General features: G+C 68.0%; 17 protein-coding genes. 6 read left to right on the top strand and 11 right to left on the bottom strand.

All coding sequences use genetic code 11. From position 1 onward, the window contains the following. The first annotated feature begins 10 nt into the window (after positions 1-10). Positions 11-817: a TspO/MBR family protein gene (locus tag ACFQZV_RS00420; RefSeq protein WP_378753665.1), complete on the top strand. Its 807-nt coding sequence runs from the start codon at positions 11-13 to the stop codon at positions 815-817. A gap of 3 nt (positions 818-820) precedes the next feature. Here the strand turns inward: ACFQZV_RS00420 and ACFQZV_RS00415 are convergent, their stop codons facing one another. Genes ACFQZV_RS00415 through ACFQZV_RS00375 form a run of 9 tightly spaced genes read right to left on the bottom strand, consistent with a single transcriptional unit; the run spans position 821 to position 10,798 of the window. Further along, on the bottom strand, positions 821-1,918 hold the full coding sequence (locus tag ACFQZV_RS00415; protein WP_378753663.1) for a C45 family autoproteolytic acyltransferase/hydolase: 1,098 nt from the start codon (positions 1,916-1,918) through the stop codon (positions 821-823). Continuing rightward, positions 1,915-2,559, bottom strand: coding sequence for an FMN-binding negative transcriptional regulator (locus ACFQZV_RS00410; RefSeq protein ID WP_378753661.1), 645 nt, complete (start codon positions 2,557-2,559; stop codon positions 1,915-1,917). The genes ACFQZV_RS00415 and ACFQZV_RS00410 overlap by 4 nt, the downstream gene beginning before the upstream one ends. A 3-nt stretch (positions 2,560-2,562) precedes the next feature. After that, positions 2,563-3,582 (bottom strand): P1 family peptidase, encoded by a 1,020-nt coding sequence (locus ACFQZV_RS00405; RefSeq protein ID WP_378753659.1) that lies wholly within the window; start codon positions 3,580-3,582, stop codon positions 2,563-2,565. Continuing rightward, the gene (locus tag ACFQZV_RS00400; RefSeq protein ID WP_378753657.1) at positions 3,579-4,346 is read right to left on the bottom strand and encodes an ATP-binding cassette domain-containing protein; all 768 of its coding nucleotides are present in this window, start codon (positions 4,344-4,346) and stop codon (positions 3,579-3,581) included. The genes ACFQZV_RS00405 and ACFQZV_RS00400 overlap by 4 nt, the downstream gene beginning before the upstream one ends. Then, a complete protein-coding gene (locus ACFQZV_RS00395) occupies positions 4,343-5,314 on the bottom strand; it encodes an ABC transporter ATP-binding protein (RefSeq protein WP_378753655.1) in 972 nt (323 codons plus the stop codon). The genes ACFQZV_RS00400 and ACFQZV_RS00395 overlap by 4 nt, the downstream gene beginning before the upstream one ends. Continuing rightward, positions 5,311-6,195 (bottom strand): ABC transporter permease, encoded by an 885-nt coding sequence (locus ACFQZV_RS00390; protein WP_378753653.1) that lies wholly within the window; start codon positions 6,193-6,195, stop codon positions 5,311-5,313. Before ACFQZV_RS00390 ends, ACFQZV_RS00395 begins: the two co-directional genes overlap by 4 nt. Beyond that, entirely contained in the window at positions 6,192-7,157 is a 966-nt protein-coding gene (locus tag ACFQZV_RS00385; protein WP_378753651.1) for an ABC transporter permease, read from the bottom strand. The genes ACFQZV_RS00390 and ACFQZV_RS00385 overlap by 4 nt, the downstream gene beginning before the upstream one ends. Before the next feature lies 1 nt (position 7,158). Further along, positions 7,159-8,772, bottom strand: coding sequence for an ABC transporter substrate-binding protein (locus ACFQZV_RS00380; RefSeq protein WP_378753649.1), 1,614 nt, complete (start codon positions 8,770-8,772; stop codon positions 7,159-7,161). Between the two features lie 28 nt (positions 8,773-8,800). Beyond that, positions 8,801-10,798 (bottom strand): primary-amine oxidase, encoded by a 1,998-nt coding sequence (locus ACFQZV_RS00375; protein ID WP_378753647.1) that lies wholly within the window; start codon positions 10,796-10,798, stop codon positions 8,801-8,803. Positions 10,799-10,970: 172 nt separating this feature from the next. Between ACFQZV_RS00375 and ACFQZV_RS00370 the strand changes: the two genes are divergently transcribed. Together ACFQZV_RS00370 and ACFQZV_RS00365 are read left to right on the top strand one after the other, a co-directional pair. Continuing rightward, positions 10,971-12,008, top strand: a complete 1,038-nt coding sequence (locus tag ACFQZV_RS00370; RefSeq protein WP_378753645.1) for a LacI family DNA-binding transcriptional regulator — start codon at positions 10,971-10,973, stop codon at positions 12,006-12,008. Further along, positions 12,005-13,153, top strand: coding sequence for a CaiB/BaiF CoA transferase family protein (locus ACFQZV_RS00365; protein WP_378753643.1), 1,149 nt, complete (start codon positions 12,005-12,007; stop codon positions 13,151-13,153). The genes ACFQZV_RS00370 and ACFQZV_RS00365 overlap by 4 nt, the downstream gene beginning before the upstream one ends. Here the strand turns inward: ACFQZV_RS00365 and ACFQZV_RS00360 are convergent, their stop codons facing one another. Next, complete coding sequence (locus ACFQZV_RS00360) at positions 13,154-14,548, bottom strand: PucR family transcriptional regulator (RefSeq protein ID WP_378753641.1); 1,395 nt, start codon at positions 14,546-14,548, stop codon at positions 13,154-13,156. Positions 14,549-14,637: 89 nt separating this feature from the next. On the opposite strand from ACFQZV_RS00360, the gene ACFQZV_RS00355 reads away from it, so the two are divergent. The 3 genes from ACFQZV_RS00355 to ACFQZV_RS00345 are packed head-to-tail and all read left to right on the top strand — an operon-like array spanning position 14,638 to position 18,607. Further along, positions 14,638-15,972, top strand: a complete 1,335-nt coding sequence (locus ACFQZV_RS00355) for an aminotransferase class III-fold pyridoxal phosphate-dependent enzyme (RefSeq protein ID WP_378753639.1) — start codon at positions 14,638-14,640, stop codon at positions 15,970-15,972. Further along, a complete protein-coding gene (locus ACFQZV_RS00350; protein ID WP_378753637.1) occupies positions 15,969-17,156 on the top strand; it encodes an acyl-CoA dehydrogenase family protein in 1,188 nt (395 codons plus the stop codon). The genes ACFQZV_RS00355 and ACFQZV_RS00350 overlap by 4 nt, the downstream gene beginning before the upstream one ends. Beyond that, positions 17,153-18,607: an aldehyde dehydrogenase family protein gene (locus ACFQZV_RS00345; RefSeq protein WP_378753635.1), complete on the top strand. Its 1,455-nt coding sequence runs from the start codon at positions 17,153-17,155 to the stop codon at positions 18,605-18,607. The genes ACFQZV_RS00350 and ACFQZV_RS00345 overlap by 4 nt, the downstream gene beginning before the upstream one ends. Here the strand turns inward: ACFQZV_RS00345 and ACFQZV_RS00340 are convergent. Then, positions 18,601-19,341 carry a glutamine amidotransferase-related protein gene (locus ACFQZV_RS00340; protein ID WP_378753633.1) on the bottom strand — a complete coding sequence of 247 codons (741 nt, stop codon included), beginning with the start codon at positions 19,339-19,341 and terminating at the stop codon, positions 18,601-18,603. The genes ACFQZV_RS00345 and ACFQZV_RS00340 overlap by 7 nt on opposite strands. Between the last annotated feature and the right edge of the window lie 24 nt (positions 19,342-19,365).

Raw genomic sequence — 19,365 nt, 5'->3', positions numbered from 1 at the left:
GCGTCAGAGCATGGTCACTCACGGGAAAGACCTCGTCCGACAGATCGGCGTGCTCTCTGCGACGTCGTTCATGATCATCGCTGCTCTTGTCGGCGGCGGAGCGTTCGGCGGCACCCCGGTGCAGGACCTGCAAGACGGGGCACTCGCCGAAGACGGTTCCGTCCTGGCCCCCGCCGGCCCGGCCTTCTCGATCTGGAGCGTCATCTATGTGCTCCTCGTCGGCTACGCGGTGTGGCAGGCGTTGCCGGGGCAACGAGCGCGTTCACGTCAGCGGGCGCTCGGGTGGTGGATCGCCCTGTCGGCGGTATTGAACGGATGCTGGCTGCTGCTCGCGCAATTCACCACCCTCCCGCTCACCGTCGCGGGAATCGTCGCGCTACTCCTCGTCTTGTGTATCGCCTTCCAGCGCACGGTGGCGATTCCCGCCGAAGGGCTGCTCGACTCGCTCCTGATCGATGGGTCGACGGGCCTTCACCTGGGTTGGGTGTCCCTGGCGACCGTGGCGAACACGAGCGCGTGGCTGACCGCGACGGGGCCTTCCGAGTGGGCGGATGCCGCGACCGTGCTCGGCGTCACCGTGCTCATCGTCGTCGGGATCATCGCCGTGATCCTGGCGTGGGCCAGTGGGTGGCACATCGCCCCCGCGCTCGCGCTCACGTGGGGTCTGTCATGGCTCGCCGTGGGCCGGCTCACCGGCGAGCCGTCGGACGTCGCGATCGGGACCACGGCGATCGTGATCGCCGTGGTCGTCCTGCTCGTGACCGCCGTCGGCAAGGCCGCCGATCGCGTGATCGACATGCGCAACGCGGAGGCCTGATCGTCACCCTGCCGTGTCTGCCGTACGCTCCTCCACGGTCACCCTTCGCCAATCTTCGGCCTCCACATCCGCGGGGGCACGGGCGGCGAACTCCACAGCGGCGGACTCCACGTCCAGGGCGACGGTGAGTTTGGTCTCCCAGCGCGTGTGCGCCGGCATATCGGCGCGTGGGCGCACCGTGATGGGGGCATCCGGGATCGCACCGAAGGCGCGGGCGCGTGCGAACGCGTCCGGTAACTGAGCGGATGCAGCCGCGTCGGAGAGACATCTGAACCTCTCCACCGTCGTGGATACGTACGGCGCGTACTCACCGGCGGCGAGCACGGGGTCGAGGAAATGGTTGGTGTGGACCAGCGTCCCGTGCGCACAGGGTCGGATCACCGCGACACCGGCGGGAGCGACCTCGATGGATGCGGCGTCGCCGACCGCGCCGTCGAAGGTGACGACGGTCAGCACACTCGATGCGCTGCAGGGTGTCCGTTCGGCGAGAGCGATCGCGTCGTCGAGGTCGTGCGCGCGGTCGAGGATCATGCGTGCAAGGACGTGGACCGGCACTCCTGCGGAGTCGCCATCGCTGGTGTGGTGGAGGATGTTGAAGTGAAGGCCGACTCCGCGGTCGTTGACCCCGATCTTCGCGGGCTGTCCGAACTCGCTGAAGGTCACCACGCGGGCTCCGGAGGTGGACGTGAGTCGGCGGACGACGGTTTCATTGGACAGCGTCTCGTGCCAGTCCCAGGTCTGAAGTGTTCTGGGCGGCGCGGACGGATCCGAGAGATCGACGATCGTGGAGCATTCGCCGCCCTGGGGTGAGCGAGCCAGCACCTCGGTGCGCGCGGCGAGCAGGTAGACCTCGAGGAGGGAGAGGCCGCTGCCCTCTGCCATTCCCCGCATCTCAGCCGCGATCTCCGGTGCGTGCTCCTCGGTCATCAGTCGGCAGCCATCCGCGACGTCCAGCGCGACGGCGGTCGGGATGGCGGACTGCGCGAAGAGGTCGAGATACGCCGACAGCGACGCGCGGAGTTGTGGCCGCCAGACGTCGCCGTACGCACGACCCTCCTGTACGGGGTCGGATGCCGCCGCGGTCCATTCGTGAACGATCATCGCGAACCCCCCACTCGGTCGACGAGGTCGGCGACCGCACCGTGCGGGCACCCGCGTTCGCGTGCCGCCGCCACGACCTTGTCCCTCACCTCTCGCGGCTTGTCCTGGCTGAGCTTGAACACGGTGCGCTGCTCGATGACATCGAACCCGAACGCGACGATGCCGCCGACGATCCGCTCGAAGGTGGGGAGCGACGTGGTCATGTCCCACGGGGTCGACTCGAGCTTCTCGAGTTCCTCCACCGTGCGGGTGACCACGTGCATCCCCTCGGCGGGGCCTTCCCACACGGTCACGCGCGCGGTCAGATGCACCGCCGCGTAGTCCCAGGTGGGAACGTTGGGGTCGTCGTCATATGTGGTCGGCGACACGTACCCGTGAGGTCCGGAGAAGACCAGCAACACGGTGTCGCCCGTGGTGAGGTGCTCCCACTGCGGATTCTTCCGGGCGATGTGGCCGAGCAGTTCAGCACCGACGAACCCGCCGTCCGTCGGCATCCGCTCGATGATCACCGGCGTGTGCGTGGCTGTCGGGGCACCCTCGGCACCGCCACCGTTGGAAACGATGAGCGCGAAGGGGTGCGTGCGCACGAGATCGACGACGTTTGCCTGGCTGGGAGCCCGATACTTCTCGAATTCGTACATTCTTCAGCCCGCAGCGCAGAGGATCGCGTCCCACGCGGTCTCACTCGCCATGCTCCCGATCGCCGTCGCGGTGAGCGAGAGACGACCGCGCGAGGTGGCGGGGTCGGCGGGCAGCGAGACTTCGTCGGTGGTGAGGGCGAACAGGGTGTCTCCGTCGAGCTGCGTGTGGAACGGCTGGATGCCGCGATGCATCGAACTGTGCACTTGGAGCCCGAACTGGCGAAGCTCCACATCACTGAGGCGGACGTTGGTGACGACCGTCGTGATCGTGGTGTTCCCCGCGACGGGATCGGCCAGTCGGGACTCCCCGATGGCATCCTCGTAGTCCGCGCTCGGGTGACGGCGTTCGCCGGTCGCGGCGTCGTAATTTCCGCGCACGATGCGATTGTCTCGGTCGACGATGACCCCATAGGGATTGAGGACGGTCACCACGAGCACCTTCACATCCCCGATCTGGCGGAAGGCGACGCCCTGGCCGGTCATCTCCACACGGGCGGGGTCGATCTTCCCCGCCGATGCCGAGGCCCCTCCGCCGACGAGTCCGACCTCCGCGACGCCCTGACGAGCGGCGCGGAGAGCGGCGCTTCCGAGGCGTGCGTCGGGGAAGATCGAGTTCTCGCGCACGGAGTAGTCGTAGATGATGGCCCCGGAGGCGAGCTGCAGCTGGTCGAAGCCGGCGCGGAAGCCCACCCGCTCGAACAGAGTCTCTTCGACGCCCGCGGTCGCCGCGAGCCCGTAGACCGATCCACCGGCGAGACAGATCGCGTGGTTGTACGCGTAGAGGCCCGTCACACCGATGGCGCCGCCGCGGCGATCGATGAACGTGCGGGCTCCGGCGGGCACCGAGATCACCGTCGCGCCCGTCGGCCCCTCGGCGTACTCGGCGGTGCCGATGAGTACGCCGTCGAAGTCGTATTCGACCTGCCCACGGTCTGTGCCGTAGCTCGGGTTGAGGTCGAAGTCGCGGTTCGACGGGCGCGCTGTCATTTCGATGACGGGTGCGAGGCGGTGGGACGTGGTCACGATGTGAGCTCCTGGAACAGTTGACGCGAGTAGGGGTGGGTGGGCATCTCGTAGAAGACGTCGGTGGGTGCGTGCTCGACGATTTCTCCGCTGCGCATGACGGCGACGTCGTGCGCGATGTAGCGAACGGCGGCGAGGTCGTGCGAGATGAACAGCGCGGCGAAGCCGTGCTCGGCCTGCAGGTCCTGAATGAGGTTTAGAATCTGCGCCTGCACCGACACGTCGAGGGCGCTGACGGCTTCATCGAAGACGATGAAGGATGGATGCGTCACGAGGGCGCGGGCGACGCTCACGCGCTGCAGTTGCCCACCGGAGAGCTGATGTGGTCGTCGAGACGCGAAGGCCTCGGTGAGCCCGACCTGTTCGAGCATCGAAAGAGCTCGCTGTTCACACGCGCGCGTGCGCCGTTCGTGCACGAGGAGGGGTTCGAGCACCGCGCCGAGGACCGTCGAACGCGGATCGATGGCCCAGCGGGGATGCTGCAGCACGGCCTGCATCCGTCCTGCGCGTGAGCGCAGGCTACGTGCCATTGGAGCCCCGTCGAATCGCACCGAACCACTGTCCGGGCGCTGCAGACCGAGCACGACCATACCGGTCGTCGACTTGCCCGAGCCGGACTCACCCACGAGGCCGAGGGTTTTGCCGGGTGCCACATCGAACGAGACATGTGACATCGCGCGCACCTCTCGGCGCGCCGCCCCGTGGCCGGTACGGAAGGTCACGCAGACGTCATCGAGCGAGACGACGGGATGTGGGGAGATCATGCCGAGACCTCCTCTCGGTCGTTGGCGACCAGTTCGTCTGTGCGGATGCAGAGGCTGTGACGGATGGAGGAGGGCTCGGGCCGTATCGCGTGGCATTCATCCAGGGCGAAGGCACACCGGGGTGCGAACGCACACCCGAGAGACTCGCCATGCAGGAGGGGAGGAGTTCCCGGGATGCCTGCGAGGCGTTCGCCGCGCGCCGCGCGGGAGGGGTCGGCGTGTGCCAGAGCGCGCGTGTACGGGTGTACCGGAGTGTCGAACACCGAGCCGGCGGGCCCCCGTTCGACGACTCGACCTGCGTACATGACGGCCACCTCGTCGCACCATCGTGAGACCGCGGTGAGATCGTGGCTGAGCCAGAGGATCGTGGTGCCGAGGTGCCGTGCCTGTTCGAACATGAGCCGGATCACCTCTTCGCGAACCTGCGCGTCGAGGGCGGCGGTCGGCTCATCGGCGATGAGGAGGCGGGGACGCCGGCACATCGCCATCGCGATCGCAACGCGCTGCGCCATCCCGCCGGAGATCTGATGCGGAAACAGGCGCAGGACACGCTCGGGGTGCGCGATCTGCATCCCTTCGAGGAGGCCCGTCTGTCGCGCCGTCGACGTGTCGTCGCCGATCGTGCGCAGCACCAGTTGCAGCTGGCGCCCGATTCGCATCGTCGGGTCGAGCGAGCCGATCGGATCCTGCGCGATGTAGGCGAGCCGTTCGCGCCGGAAGACGCGCAGATCGTTGGAACTCAACGCGAGGACGTCCTGTTCACCGACCAGGACGCGTCCACGGGGGATGTGCGCCGAATCGGGCTGGAGCCGGCCGATCACCGAGGCGAGGGTCGACTTTCCGGATCCGGACTCGCCGACGATCGCCATCGAGGAACCCTCGGCCACCTCGAGATCGAGTCCGTCCAGGGCGCGCACGGAGGCGGCGGGGAACTCGAGAACAAGGTCTCGTATGCTCACACCGGTCATGTCAGAGACCTCGTCTCTCGGGGTTCGAAGCGGTCTCGCAGGCCGTCACCGATGATGTTGATGCACAGGATCGACACCACGAGGACGACCCCCGGAACGACGAGCAGTTGAGGGGCGAGTGTCATGTAGAGCATCCCCTGCTGGATGAGCAGGCCCAGTGACGCCTCGGGTACCTGAACCCCGAAGCCGAGGAAGCTCAGACCGCCCTCGACGAGGATGGCCACGGACAGGGCGTAGCTGGCCTGAACGGCGACGGTGCCGGAGATGTTGGGAAGCAGCCTGCGCACGAAGATGCGCGGAGTGGACACTCCGCTGATCCGTGCCGAGATCACGAAGTCCCGCTCGGAGACGGCGCGTGTGGCGAGGCGGACGACGCGAGTCATGAGGGGGATCGTGATCGCGACGATGCTGATCGTCGCCGCCGTACGCCCCGGTCCGATCAGTGCCGAAACGAGGATCGCCAGAACGAGGGCGGGAAAGCTGTAGAGGACGTCCACCACGCGCATGACCGCTTCGTTCGCCGCGCCGCCGACGTAGCCCGCGATCATGCCGAGGACGACGCTGATCACGGCCGCACAGGCAACGGCGACGAGGGAAACGACGAGTGTCGTCGCGATCCCCTGGAAAAGGCGGGGAAGCAGCGACCTGCCGAGGTTGTCGGTCCCCAGCGGTGCGGCCAACGAGGGCCCCTCGAAACGTCCGCCGACGGTGGCGCTCGTCGATCCCGTCAGGCCCGTGAGCGTCGCCACGATGGTGACGAGGACGATCACTGCCAGCACGATGACGGCGGCTCGCGAGAGCGGGTCGATGCTGCGCCACCCTCGTCGCGAGGTCGTGACGGCGGCCCGCATCCGGATCGCCGCTGTGGGAACCGCGGTCATCGCTTTCCTCCTCCGGTCAGGCGCAGGCGGGGGTCCACGGCGTTCGCGACGAGGTCGACGACGAGGCTCGTGACGATGAAGACGGTCGCCGCGAGCATCACCGCCGCCTGGATGATCGCGTAGTCGCGTCGCCCGAGGGCTGTCTCGAGGTACGAACCCATACCCGGTACATCGAAGATGAACTCCACGATCACGGTGCCGCCGAGCAGGACGGCCACGAGTGAGCCGACGACGGTGAGGACCGGTGCGGCGGCATTGCGAAGGACATGGTGACGGATGATGAACCAGGGCGACTCGCCCCGGGCGACGCTGGCCTGTACGTGAGGTTCGACGAGGACATTCATCACTGCGTCGCGGGTGTTGCGGGCCACCACGGCGGTGGCACCCACCGAGAGCACGGCGATGGGGAGCGCGAGCGAGGCGAAGAACCGCCCCGGGTCTTCGGAGAACGGTGCGAACTGTCCCACCGAGATTCCGAGGCCCAGCGTCGAGACGGCGAAGACGACGAGGCCCGCGAGAAGAAACTCGGGAACACTGATTCCGATCGCACTGGCCAACCGTCCGGCGGCGCCGGAAGAGCCGTTTCCGCGCAGGGCGGCGAAGAAGCCGAGGAAGACGCCGAGCACGAGCGTGACGATGATCGTGACGAGTGCGATGGTCGCGGTCACCGGCATCCTCGCGGCGAACTCCTCCGATACCGACACTCCCGAGACGAAGGAGTATCCGAGGTCGCCCGTGAACACGCCCGACATCCATCGCAGGTATTGCACGATGACGGGAGCGTCCAGGCCGAAGTCGGCCGCAGCCTGGGCCCGCTGCTCATCGGTGGCGAGCGGGCCCAGGACGAGGTCGGTGTAGTCACCCGGCATCAGTCGCACCGAGGCGAAGATCAGCACGGACACGCCGATCAGGGTGATGAAAGCGACGCCGATGCGCCGGAGTGACCACAGAACGACGGGCATGTCAGTTCGCGCGGAACTCGGTGACGTAACGGAGGAAGTCGCCGTATCCTTCGTCGACGGTCAGCGTGGGACTCACCGTCTCGGTGTTCCATGCGAGGGTGCTCGGACGCAGCAGGAGCGGGACCATCTCGCTCTGCTCGTCGGCAACGGTGCACAGGTCGGTGAACACGGCGGCACGCTCCGCTCCCGGCTCGGTGATGTAGCCCTCGGTGATGAGTTCGTTCAGTTCGGGCGAGCCCTGCATGAACACCGACGAGAACCCGGCGGCTTCGGGGTTCCACCAGGTGGTGACCATGGCAGGGTCGGCGTAGCCGGCGAACCAGCTCAGCGCGATGTCGAAGTTCGAGGGATCCGCGTACACGAAGTCGGAGTAGGTGACGTAGTCCAATTGTTCGATGGAGACGGTCACGCCGATCTCGCCGAGGTTCTGCTGGATGACCTGTGCCATCTGGGCCAGGACGGGTTCGCTGTTGTACACCAGCAGGTTGAGATCCAGGCCTCCGAGCTCGTCGATGACAGCCTTGGCGGAGGCGAGGTCTGCACCTGCCGACGGCAGGGCGTCGGCCGCGCAGGCGTCGGGAAGACCCGCCGGTGAGACTCCGGATGCGGCGGATTCGCCGCCCAAGGTGAGTTCGTTGAGTGCCGCGCGGTCGATCGCGGAGTTGATGGCGAACCTCACCTCCTCATCCTGGAGGGCTTCGTGCCCTCCGATCGAGTTGATCATCGCGTAGAAGTAGTCCGTGTTGCGCTGGCCCGCCACGGTGACGTCGCTCGACGATGAGAGCAGTTCCGCCGAGTCCGCAGAGTTCAGGATCGCGAAGTCCGCCGAGCCGTCACGCAGCGCGGCGGCCCGAGTGGCCTCGTCGCCGACGATGTCGAGTGTCAGAGTGGAGAAACCGATCGCATCCGCCTGCGGTGAGTACTCGTTCGGTTCGAACGTCCACTCCTCATCCTGGCGGTGTGCGGTCGCCACGAGCGGACCGGTTCCGAGCATCTCCGTGGTGATGTCGATCTCGCCGGCCTCGATCTCGGCCATCGGGAGGATTGCTGCGGGGGTATTGGCCAGTGCCGCCAGGAAGGGTGTGTGCGGCGAGGACAGGGTCACGGTCACCTCGCGGTCACCCGTCACCTCGATGCTCTCGACCGGTCCCAGCTGTCCGGTCCAGGTCGTCGGGTTGTCGATCAGCCGCTGCAGACTGCCGGCGACGTCGTCCGCGGTCATGGCCCGGCCGTTGGAGAACGTCGCGTCGTCGACGAGAGTGAAGACGTAGACGGTGTCGCTCGGAGTCTCCCAAGACGATGCGAGCTTCGGGACGACGTCGAGGTTCTCGTCGATGCTGGTGAGCGTTTCGTAGGCCAGGCCCTGGATCATCCAGGCGCGAGCCGCCCCCGCGCCCTGCGGGTCGAGGCCGCTGGCCTCGGCGGTGTCGTAGTCGAGTTGTACGACGAGTTCTCCTCCGGTGGCGAAGTCTTCGTCGGCGACGGCGAGGAAGCCGGGTGCGGCCTCCTCCTGGGTGGGCGCGCTGTCGGGCTCGGACTCTCCGGCGGAACAGCCGGTGAGAGCGAGTGTGGCGATCGCGGCGATCGCGATCGACGCTCGAGCTGCGTTGTGCATTTCGGATTCCCTTCGGGCTGTCGGCCGATCAGCGTCGTTCGGCAGACGGGTGAACAGTATGGTGCTGCAGGTGGTGCTCGGGTGACGCGTGCGTGTGTGCCTGGTGGGCACATCCGCACGAGTCGGCGGAGGCCGGAACATCGAGGGTGGGGTTCCGGTCGAAGAAGTCATGGGGGCGCAGGACGAACCCGCAGGTGTCGACGGGCATGATCGGCCAGTCTTCCGTCCGTGGGAAGTGAGTGAGGCCGAAGGTGTGCCACAGGACGAGATCCGCACCGTCGATCGAGGCGTCGTCGGCGATGAACTCCGGGATCCCCTGCTCACCGGCGCTCTGGTTCACCAGTTCTCCGGCGGGATACCGCTGCTCGGGGTCGTACTCGGTGACCCAGAGGTCTCGCGTCGCGAAACGTGCTCGCGAGGCGATGACCGAGTCCGGTTGCGCCATGAGGACGGGCTTGCCCTCCGGAGCGAGCACGTAAGAGACCGGGCGGCCGAAGCGGTTTCGCGTGTCGCGAGCGCTGACCCGCCAGGTGCGGTCGACCGACGCGTCGGCGCGACGGCCGGACTCCTGCTCGGTGCGCAGGCGCGTCGCGGTGAACCCGATGGCGGTGCCGTGAAGGTTGTCGTCGTCGCGGGGCACCCGGGTCACATCGATCTCGTCGACGACGCTCGCGTCATCGTCGACGGCCATGTCCAGGCGCGCACAGAAGAGGTGCTGGTGATACGGGGCGGCCAACCCGGGGGCGAGCTCGCTTGCGAACCGGCTCGTGCGCTCGTCGAACGCGGCGGTGAAGACGAGACCCGTCGCTTTCGCCTCGAACTCGATCTTGCCGTCGAGGTAGAGATACCAATAGAACCCGTAGTCGTAGTTGCCGACCGTGACGAAGAACGAGATCACGAGACGTCGCTGGCGACGCACATCGGTCGTCCCGGTGAATTGCTCGGTGTGCTTCCACAGCACACCGGCGTCCTCCTCGTGGATGCACACCGCGTTCGGCAGGATCTTCACGTCGCCGCGGGCGTCGGCGATCGGAACATCGAGGTAGGTGATGTCGCCGACGCAGTCGCAGCCGATCTCGAGGGAATTCACCAGACGGCCGAGCAGATACTCGCCGGTGTCGAAGTAGTTCTGCCAGAACCGCACCGGTCCCGGGTCGCCGTACGGCACGAGCATCTCGGCGATCGATGCCCGGTGGAGGATCGGGCGGATACGACCGGCGTCCTCGAATCCGACGTCGTGAAGGATCAGGCCTTCGCGCATGTCGTAGCCGATGCGGAGCGACCACTTCTCCCACGAGATCGTGTCGCCGTCGAAGGTGAAGCTCGGCCCCTCGGGCTGCTGGATCACGATCGGCTTCTGCGTCGTGCGCTCGGGGCCGAAGGTGCCCGGCACGTGATAGTCGGCGCTCTCCTGCGGAATGTCGACGACTCCCGTGTCGACCACATCGGTCACCTCGCGCGCCGTGAGATCCACGAAGGCGACCAGGCCGTCGATCGGGTGTGCCCATGGCATCGTCTGCGGGGTGGGCTGATGATGGCCGAGCACGCGTGCCATGCGGCGTCCGTCTTCACCCGGGATGGGGAACCGTCCTGCCGAGAGGGCCGCGAGGGCGACGGTGGACGCGTCATCGATCCCCCGCAGTTCGAGAGCGGAGGTCCACCGGTCGTCGGCGAGGAGGATCTCGCGGATCAGGGCGTGCTCCTCCTGAAGGAGCGGCACCTGCCCGGTCTCCGTCGGTTCGATCCGTGTGGTCTCCACGACCGCCCGGGTGCTCAGATCCACGATGACGGTGCGTGCGGTGCCCGTCGAGAAGGTGAGGATGTGCGCGCGGGCCCGACGCGGTGAAGGGGAGCCGCTGCGGACGAGCCGACGGTCGGGCTCGGCGAGCCCGACGTAGGCGATGCGGTCGTCGTCATCGAACGCGTCGTTCTCGCGCAGGATCGTCGTCACCGCACGCAGCTCGCTCTCCGACAACGTGGCGTACGGGGCGCCGGACTCGTCGCCGAGACGCCGCGATCTCTCCACGTGGGATGAGGGGGAGCAGGAGCAGGACATCGGATCTCCGTGGGTGTGGGGCGCGAGCGCCGGCTTGTGCCGGAACGTTCCGGCAAAGGTAGGCGAAAACCTCGTTACAGCGCAAGGCCGCAATTGTTGCGACCGTGTTACGGCGCTTCTCGGTGTGGTTAGACTCGGCCGCATGCCCGAGCTCCGACGCGCCCGCCTCATTGACGTGGCCCGGCGCGCGGGAGTGGGAAAGACGACGGCATCGGACGCTCTGAGCGGCACGGGCCGGGTTTCGCCGGCGACACGGGATGCCGTTCTCGCGGCCGCCGCAGAGCTCGGCTACACCGCGAACACCGCCGCGCGCGCGTTGCGCAGCGGTGCCACCGGGACGATCGGTGTCGTCCTGCCCGAAGTGCTGGCGCGCTCGTCGTACTACATGGCATTCACGTTCGGGGTGGTCACCTATGCCGCGGCGCACGACGTCGACGTGACGATCGTGAGCCCGTCGGTGTCATCCGGACGCTCGCGCCCGATCCGAGCCGATGGCTTGATCGTCGGCGACCCGCGCGCGGGCGATCCGGCGCTTCCTGCGCTCCTGTCCAGCGGCATCCCCATCGTGACGCAGGAGCATCTGCCGGACGACGTCGATGGCGAACCCGACGGGGTGGTGTGGTCGTCTCACCGTGCGGGCATGCGTCGTCTGCTCGAAGAAGTCGACCGGGTGCGGCCGCAGCACCCGGCACTGCTCGTCGCGCCGAACGTGACCGACTGGAGTCGTCAACTCGTCGAGGGCTACCGAGAGGGATGCGCCACTCGCGGGTGGGAGCCTGTCATCGCACCGATCGAGTTCGAGGCGCCCTGGCATGCGGTGCGTGCCTCCACGGAACGACTGCTTGCCGAACATCCCGAGACGGACGTCATCATCTGCGGACCCGACTCCAGTGCGATCGAGGTCGTCGCGGTCCTCGGGCGGGCAGGGCGCAGTATCGGGGACGACATCACCGTGGTCTCCTGCGTCGATCATCCGTCGTTGCCCTTCCTGCAGCCTTCGATCACGTCGATCGACCTGCGTCCGCGAGAGTCGGGCGTGGCATGTGCCGAACTCCTCATCGACATTCTCGAAGGCCGTGCCGATCACGGATCGGCCCAGGAGTTCCCCATCACCGTGGTGGCGCGCGAATCCACCGCTCGTCCCCTCACCTCGACCCACCCGGAAGTACACCGACAGTGACCGCTCCTCTCGACGGCGTGACGATCGCCGACTTCTCCCGCGTGCTTGCGGGCCCCCTGGCCACGATGACGCTCGCCGATCTCGGGGCTCGCGTGATCAAGATCGAGCGCCCAGGGGCAGGGGACGACACCCGTTCCTGGGGTCCGCCGTATGCCGAATCCGGTATGACGACATACTTCGAGTCCGCCAATCGCGGAAAGCAATCCATCGCGCTCGACCTCTCCGACGAATCCGATCGTGAGACCGCACGGGCCATCATCGCCCGCAGTGACGTCGTGATCGAGAACTTCAGGCCGGGGCAGTTCTCACGACTCGGGTTCGACTGGGCGGAGCTGTCCCGGCGCCACCCCCGGCTCGTCTATGCATCGGTGAGTGGTTTCGGACTCGACGGCGGGGCCGACCTGCCCGGCTATGACTTCGTCGCCCAAGCGGTGGGTGGGCTCATGCACATCACCGGCGACGCCGACGGCGAGGCGATGAAGGCCGGCGTCGCGCTGGTGGACGTGCTCACCGGAAAGGATGCGGTCATCGGAATACTCGCCGCACTCCGACGCCGCGAGGTGACGGGGCGCGGGTCGCGCATCGACGTCAACCTGCTCTCGAGCCTCCAGGGTGCGCTGGCGAACCAGGTATCGGCGGTGCTCGGTGCCGGCCGGGAACCCGCGCGGATGGGCAACCGGCATCCCTCGATCGCGCCGTACGAAGTCCTGCGTTGCGCCGACGCGCCGCTTGCCGTCGCGTGCGGCAACGACGCGCAGTTCCGCAAGCTGACCCGTGCGCTCGGAGTGCCCGGCCTCGCCGACGACGTGCGATTCACGCGAAATGTCGATCGGGTCGCGAACCGTGACGAACTCGCGGTGCACCTCGAGCGGGCGCTCGCCGAGGATCCCGCTGCCGTCTGGGCCGAGCGATTGAACGCCGTGGGCGTCGCTGCGGGGGCGGTCGGCACGATCGGCGACGGCCTCGCGCTCGCCGAGCGGCTCGGCCTCGATCCGGTGTGGGAGACGGCGGGTGCCGACGGACGGGTATCGCGGCAGGTGCGCCCGCCGATCTCGTGGACCCCTGATTTCGACGCGGCCCCAGTCGCACCACCGCGTCTGGGCGAACACACCGATGACGTGCGGAGCTGGGTCGAGGCTCTGTGATCAGGGCTGGAGTGCACGGGGCGGAGGCGTGCGTGGCGGAAGGGCGCCGGTCCGGACAGCACCGAGCGGAAGGTCGCGCAGCGCGATCCAGAGTTCGGCCGTCGTGTCGGGGTCGCTGAACGACGCCCCCAGCAGTCGTTCGATGCGCGCCAGGCGCTGACGAACGGTGTTCCGATGCACCCCCAGGACTCGGGCGGTGTGCTCGAGCCGGTTGCCGCCCGCCAAGTGGGCTCGCGCCGTGACCAGAAGCGGGGGTTGAGCAGCCAACGATGCCAACCAGCGGTCGACGGGGCGCCCGCCTGCCGTGCCGGACGGTTCCCGGTGCGCGAGAAGGCGTTCGACCGTGCGAGGCACGGATCCGAGGGGCACGGGTTCTGATGCCGTGTCATGGGGGGCGCCGGAGAGCGTCGGCGGAAGGAGGTCGATGCCGAAAGTATCGTGTTCGGTGCTCAGCGCGGCGGCGGCGTCGGGGGTGGGGCCTCGGCGTACGCGAACGCGAACCTCGAGCGGGAGGGAGAGCCCGAGCACGCGTGCGACGGCGTGAGCGGCGTCGGTCTGGCCTTGCATGACAAGGTCGACGATCAGCGCAGAACCCGACGTGAGGCCGGGTGACCGTCGGGCGGAGACGGACAGTTCGAGGACGGCGACAGCGGTGAGGACGAGCTGCCGGTCGTCACGGCCGAGGGTGCGCCCCGTCCCGACGGCGAGGGCGCCGATGGATCGGTTGTGTCCTCGCACCGCGTGGGCGACGGCGGTCGACCCGTGTGCGACGAACGATGCGGTCGTCACCCCCGCGCGGTGGAGTGAATCCCGCACGTCCGTTTCGACGTGCGGGAGCATCGCGTCGAGGCTCGGGGGGTAGAAGGCCGACCCCCCGAGACCGGGCTCCAGGGGAATCCACGCCGCCCACCCGCCGACCGACTCGGCGATGGCCTGCGCAACAGCCCGTGGACCGTCGGCGGCCGCACGTACGAGACGCGTATGCGCGTGGGCGACCCTGGATGCGGCGATGTCGCGGTCGCGGCCGGTCACCTGACCGTAGGCGCGCGAGACGGCGAGGAACGGCTCGCCGTCCGGTACCAACAGCAGCGGCACACCTGCGTCCACGCATGCGGAGACCAGGCCATGAGGAGGTGCCGACCATCCCTCACCGATCCCGAGGCCCACCGCGCCGATGCCGTGGTCGGCGAGTCGCTTCACGTATGCGCGGTCGTCCCCGTCGCGTCCCGTGAGGGGGATGCCGGTGGTCAGGAGCAGTTCGCCGCCGTCGAGGTAGCGGCCGGGGTCGGGCAGTTCCGACACGTGGACGCCGGTGATCGCACGCGCAGGATCGTACGGTCCGTGCGGGAGAAGCGCCGCGCCCGCGGCCTCCACCACTTCACCGAGGAGTGCCATGCCTCCAGTGTGCACTATGCACATAACCTTGTAGGAGGGGTGCGAGATGCACCGCACGAGGAGGGTCGAAACGCTCTACTTTTCTGAACATGACTTCGCTTCCTCACGTGATCACCGAGATCCCGGGCCCAGAATCTCAACGACTGCACGCGCAGCGGCTTGACGCGGTGCCGCAGGGCTTCGGCGTGGCGCTGCCCGTCTTCATCGATCACGCGACGGAATCGGCACTCGTCGACGTCGACGGAAACCGCCTGATCGACTTCGCATCCGGCATCGCGGTGACAAGCGTCGGCGCCGCGAATCCCCGGGTTCGTGACCGCGTCGCCGCGCAACTGGATCGCTTCACCCACACCTGCTTCATGGTGACCGAGTACGAGGGGTTCGTGCGGGTCGCCGAGTGGCTCAATGCCCACGTGCCCGGCGACTTCGACAAGCGAACGGCTCTGTTCACCACCGGCGCCGAAGCGGTCGAGAACGCCGTCAAGATCGCTCGCTCCCACACGGGACGCCCGGGCGTTCTCGTCGTCGACGAGGCCTACCATGGGCGGTCGCTGCTGACGATGAGCATGACCGCGAAGCACCACCCGTACAAGACCTCGTTCGGTCCGTTCGCCGACGAGGTCGTGCGCGTGCCCAACGCCAACCCCCTGCGCGGCCAGGGTGCCGCGTACGCGCTGAGTGAGATCGAACGCACGATCGACGAACACGGGGCGGATGCCTTCGCCGCGCTGGTCGTCGAGCCCATCCAAGGCGAGGGGGGTTTCGTCGTTCCCGCTCCCGGGTTCCTCGCGGGCCTTCGTCGCATCGCCGATGCCCACGGCATCGTGCTGGTCGTCGACGAGATCCAATCCGGACTCGGACGAACGGGTGCGCTGTTCGCCAGCGAGTACGAGGGCGTCGCCGGCGATCTCACCCTCACCGCGAAGGCGCTCGGCGCGGGAGTGCCGATCAGTGCCGTGACCGGTCGCGCCGACATCATGAACTCCGCCCATGTGGGCGGACTCGGCGGAACCTACGCCGGCAATCCGCTCGCGTGCGAAGCGGCGCTCGCCGTCTTCGACGAACTGGAATCGCCCGGGTTCCTCGATGGCGTCCGCCGCATGGAGCAGGTGATCCGTGAACGCCTTCAGCCTCTCGTCGACGACCTCGGTCCCGTCGCCGATCTCCGCGGCCGAGGCGCGATGATGGCGATCGAGTTCGCCGATCCTGAGAGTCTCGTCCCACGCCCCGACCTCGCCCAGAGCGTCACCTCCGCGTGCCACTCCGCAGGGGTGCTCACACTGACCTGCGGCACCCACGGCAACGTCATCCGTCTGCTGCCGCCCCTCGTGATCGATCCCGCCGCGCTCTCGGCAGGCTTGGAGATCCTCGTCGAGGCCATTCGTTCCGTCACCACCGCCGATGCCAGAGAGGCTGCCGCATGACCGCCGTTCCCGACCTTCTCGACTTCGACGGACTGCTCAGTCCGGACGAGATCGCCATGCGTACGCGTGTGCGTGCCTTCGTCGACGAGCGCGTGCGCCCGCACATCGCCGACTGGTACGACCGAGCGGTCTTCCCGGCCACGCTCGTCCCTGAGCTCGCCGAGCTCGGCGTTCTCGGCATGCATCTCACCGGCTACGGCTGCCCCGGGCGCAGCGCCGTGGAGTACGGACTGGCCGCAATGGAGCTGGAAGCCGGCGACTCCGGCCTTCGCACCTTCGTGTCGGTGCAGGGTTCTCTGGCGATGAGCGCGATCCACAAGCACGGAAGTGAGGATCAGAAGAACCGGTGGCTTCCGGCGATGGCCCGCGGGGAGGTCATCGGTTGCTTCGGGCTGACCGAGCCCGGGTCAGGGTCGGACCCGTCGAGCATGACCACCTTCGCGCGCCGCGTCGGCGACGAGTGGGTGTTGAACGGCTCGAAGCGCTGGATCGGACTCGCCTCGATCGCCCAGGTCGCCGTCATCTGGGCGCAGACCGACGAGGGTGTGCGCGGATTCCTCGTCGAGACCGACACCCCCGGATTCGCCGCGACGCCGATCGCGCCGAAGATGTCGATGCGGGCGTCGATCCAATGCGACATCGAGCTGCGCGACGTGCGAGTGCCCGAATCGGCGCGCCTCCCCGAGGCTCGGGGCCTCCGTGCGCCGTTCTCGTGTCTGAACGAGGCGCGTTACGGGATCGGATGGGGAGTCATCGGGGCCGCGCGAGACAGCTACGAGACGGCGCTGCGCTACGCGGGTGAGCGGATGCAGTTCAACCAGCCGATCGCGGGATTCCAGCTCACGCAGCAGAAGCTCGTCGACATGGCTCTCGAGATCGAGAAGGCCCAGCTCGTGGCTCTTCGCCTGGGACGCCTCAAGGACACGGGCGAACTGAGTCCACACCAGATCTCCGTCGCCAAACTCGCGAACACGCGCGCGGCCATCGCGATCGCCCGTGAGGCGCGCACGGTGCTGGGTGGCAACGGAGTCTCTGCGGAGTACTCGCCGATGCGTCACGCCGCCAACCTCGAGTCGGTGCGCACGTACGAGGGGACCGACGAGATCCACACCCTCATCTTGGGCGCCCACATCACCGGTATCCAGGCGTTCCGATCCACGACCCCGGTGGAGGTGCGGGCATGACGACGACCAGCGAACTGCGGCATTACGTCGGCGGCGAATGGATCGACGGCCACGGCGACGTCTACGACGACGTGAATCCGAGCATCCCGACCGACGTCGTCGCCCGGGGACGCAGTGCCACGCGCGCCGACGTCGACGCCGCCTATCGTGCGGCGCGCGCCGCGCTCGACGGCTGGCGGCGCACTCCGGCGCGCACGCGGTCACGTGTCCTGCTCGGTGCGGCCGATGTCATCACCGCTCATCGAGAGGCGTGGGGGCGCGAGCTCGCGAGAGAAGAAGGAAAGACGCGCGCAGAGGGTGTCGCCGAAGTCGGCCACGCCGCGAACATCCTGCGGTTCGCCGCCCATCAGGCCGACACGGCATCCGGTGAGGTGTACGAGTCGCCGACGCCCGGCGAGCGGATTCTCGTGGTGCGGCGCCCCGTCGGGGTCGTCGGTGCGATCACCCCCTTCAACTTTCCGATCTCGATTCCGGCGTGGAAGCTCGCGCCCGCTCTGGTGTGGGGCAACACCGTCGTGTGGAAGCCGGCCACGTTCGTGCCGCTTCTCGCGATACGGTTCGCGCAGGCGCTCGAGCAGGCAGGGCTGCCCGCGGGGGTGTTGAACCTCGTCAGCGGCGACGCCGAGGTCGGGGAGGCGATCGTGGCGCACCCCGACGTGGACGCGGTGACCTTCACCGGATCGACGCGGGTCGGTCGTCTCATCGCTTCGCAGTTGGCAGCACGCGGCGTACCTTTTCAAGGCGAGCTCGGTGGGAAGAACGCCGCGCTGGTCCTCGAGGACGCCGACCTCGACCTCGCCGCCGAGAACGTGGCGATCGGGGCCTTTCTCGCGGCAGGTCAGAAGTGCACGGCGACGTCTCGCGTCGTCGTGCACGAGAAGGTCGCCGACCGGTTCTTGGAGCTTCTGGCGGAGCGAGCCCGCGCGATGACGGTGGGCGATGCTCTCGCGGACGGAACGGTGGTCGGTCCGCTCGTAGACGCGATGGCGCGCGACAGGGTCTGCGCGGCGATCGCACGGGCGCGGGACCACGCCCGTGTCGTCCACGCTCCGGATGCGGAGATGACCGGCTCGTCGGCGGAGGGATACTTCGTCGCCCCATCGATCTTCGAGTTGCCGTCCGAAGATCCGGGCGAGTTGTGGACCGAAGAGCTCTTCGGACCGGTCGTCGGCGTGCGCCGCGTCGCATCGACCGAGGAAGGAATCGCGCTGGTCAATGACAGCGAGTACGGACTCTCGACCGCAGTCTTCACGACGAACCTCTCCGCCGCGCTGCGCGCCGTCGAGGAGATCCGCGCGGGAGTCGTCCATGTCAATTCGCCGTCGGCGGGAGCCGACTTGCACGTCCCGTTCGGCGGTGTGCGCGCGAGCGCGCTGGGGCCGAAGGAGCAGGGTGTGGCCGCGCGCGACTTCTTCACCGAAACGGCGACGGTCTACCTTCGGGGTCAGTGAGGTCCGAACTCGCGAGCGAACGCACGCAGCAGGCGGGTCGGTTCGGTGACGGACGCCGCGAGCACCCGCGCTGCGATGGCATCGAAGTCGCTGGAATCGAAATAGCCGTCGTCGCGATAAACGGCCATCCGCGCGGTGAAAGCGGTGGCCGTCGGCTCCGGGTGGAACTGTGTCGCATAGAGCCGGTCGCCGACCCGGTAGGCCTGCACGGGGCACGCGTCGTTCGTGGCGAGGAGTTCGGCGCTGGGCGGTACGAATCCGGCGCCCTCCTTGTGGGCCGTCAGTGCGGCGAAGCGGGTAGCGAGCCCGCCGAAGAGCGGGTCGCTCTGCCCCGCCTCGGTCACGGTGATGTCAGTGGGGCCGGTGTCCTCGGGGTAGGCGCGCGACACCTCGGCCCCGAGCAGGCGCGTGACGATGCCGATGCCGTAGCAGGTGAACAGCGCCGCCGTCCGGCGAGTGAGGGCGGCCTCCGCGATGCGTGTGAGGTCCGCCTCGACGCGACGCTGGACGGCGGTCTTCGTCGATTCGGGATCGGTGACGTTGAAAGGACTCCCGCCGATCACGAAACCACTGCACCGGTCGAAGACATCGGACGAGAGTGGCTCATCCACGAGATCGAGGCGGGCGATCGCTGTGGCGTCCAGGCGCGCGGCGCTGCGGAACGACTCGTATTCGGCCGTCGCGGCGTCGCGCTGCGGTCGAACGCCCACGTAGAGCAACGGTGCGGACGTCATGGCGAGATTCTAGGTCGCCCCACG

It is taken from the genome of Microbacterium koreense (assembly GCF_042677105.1).
GTDB classification, from domain to species: Bacteria; Actinomycetota; Actinomycetes; order Actinomycetales; family Microbacteriaceae; genus Microbacterium; species Microbacterium koreense.
The sequence above is the reverse complement of the archived record's forward strand: the minus strand, read 5'-3'. Positions and strand labels throughout refer to the sequence as shown.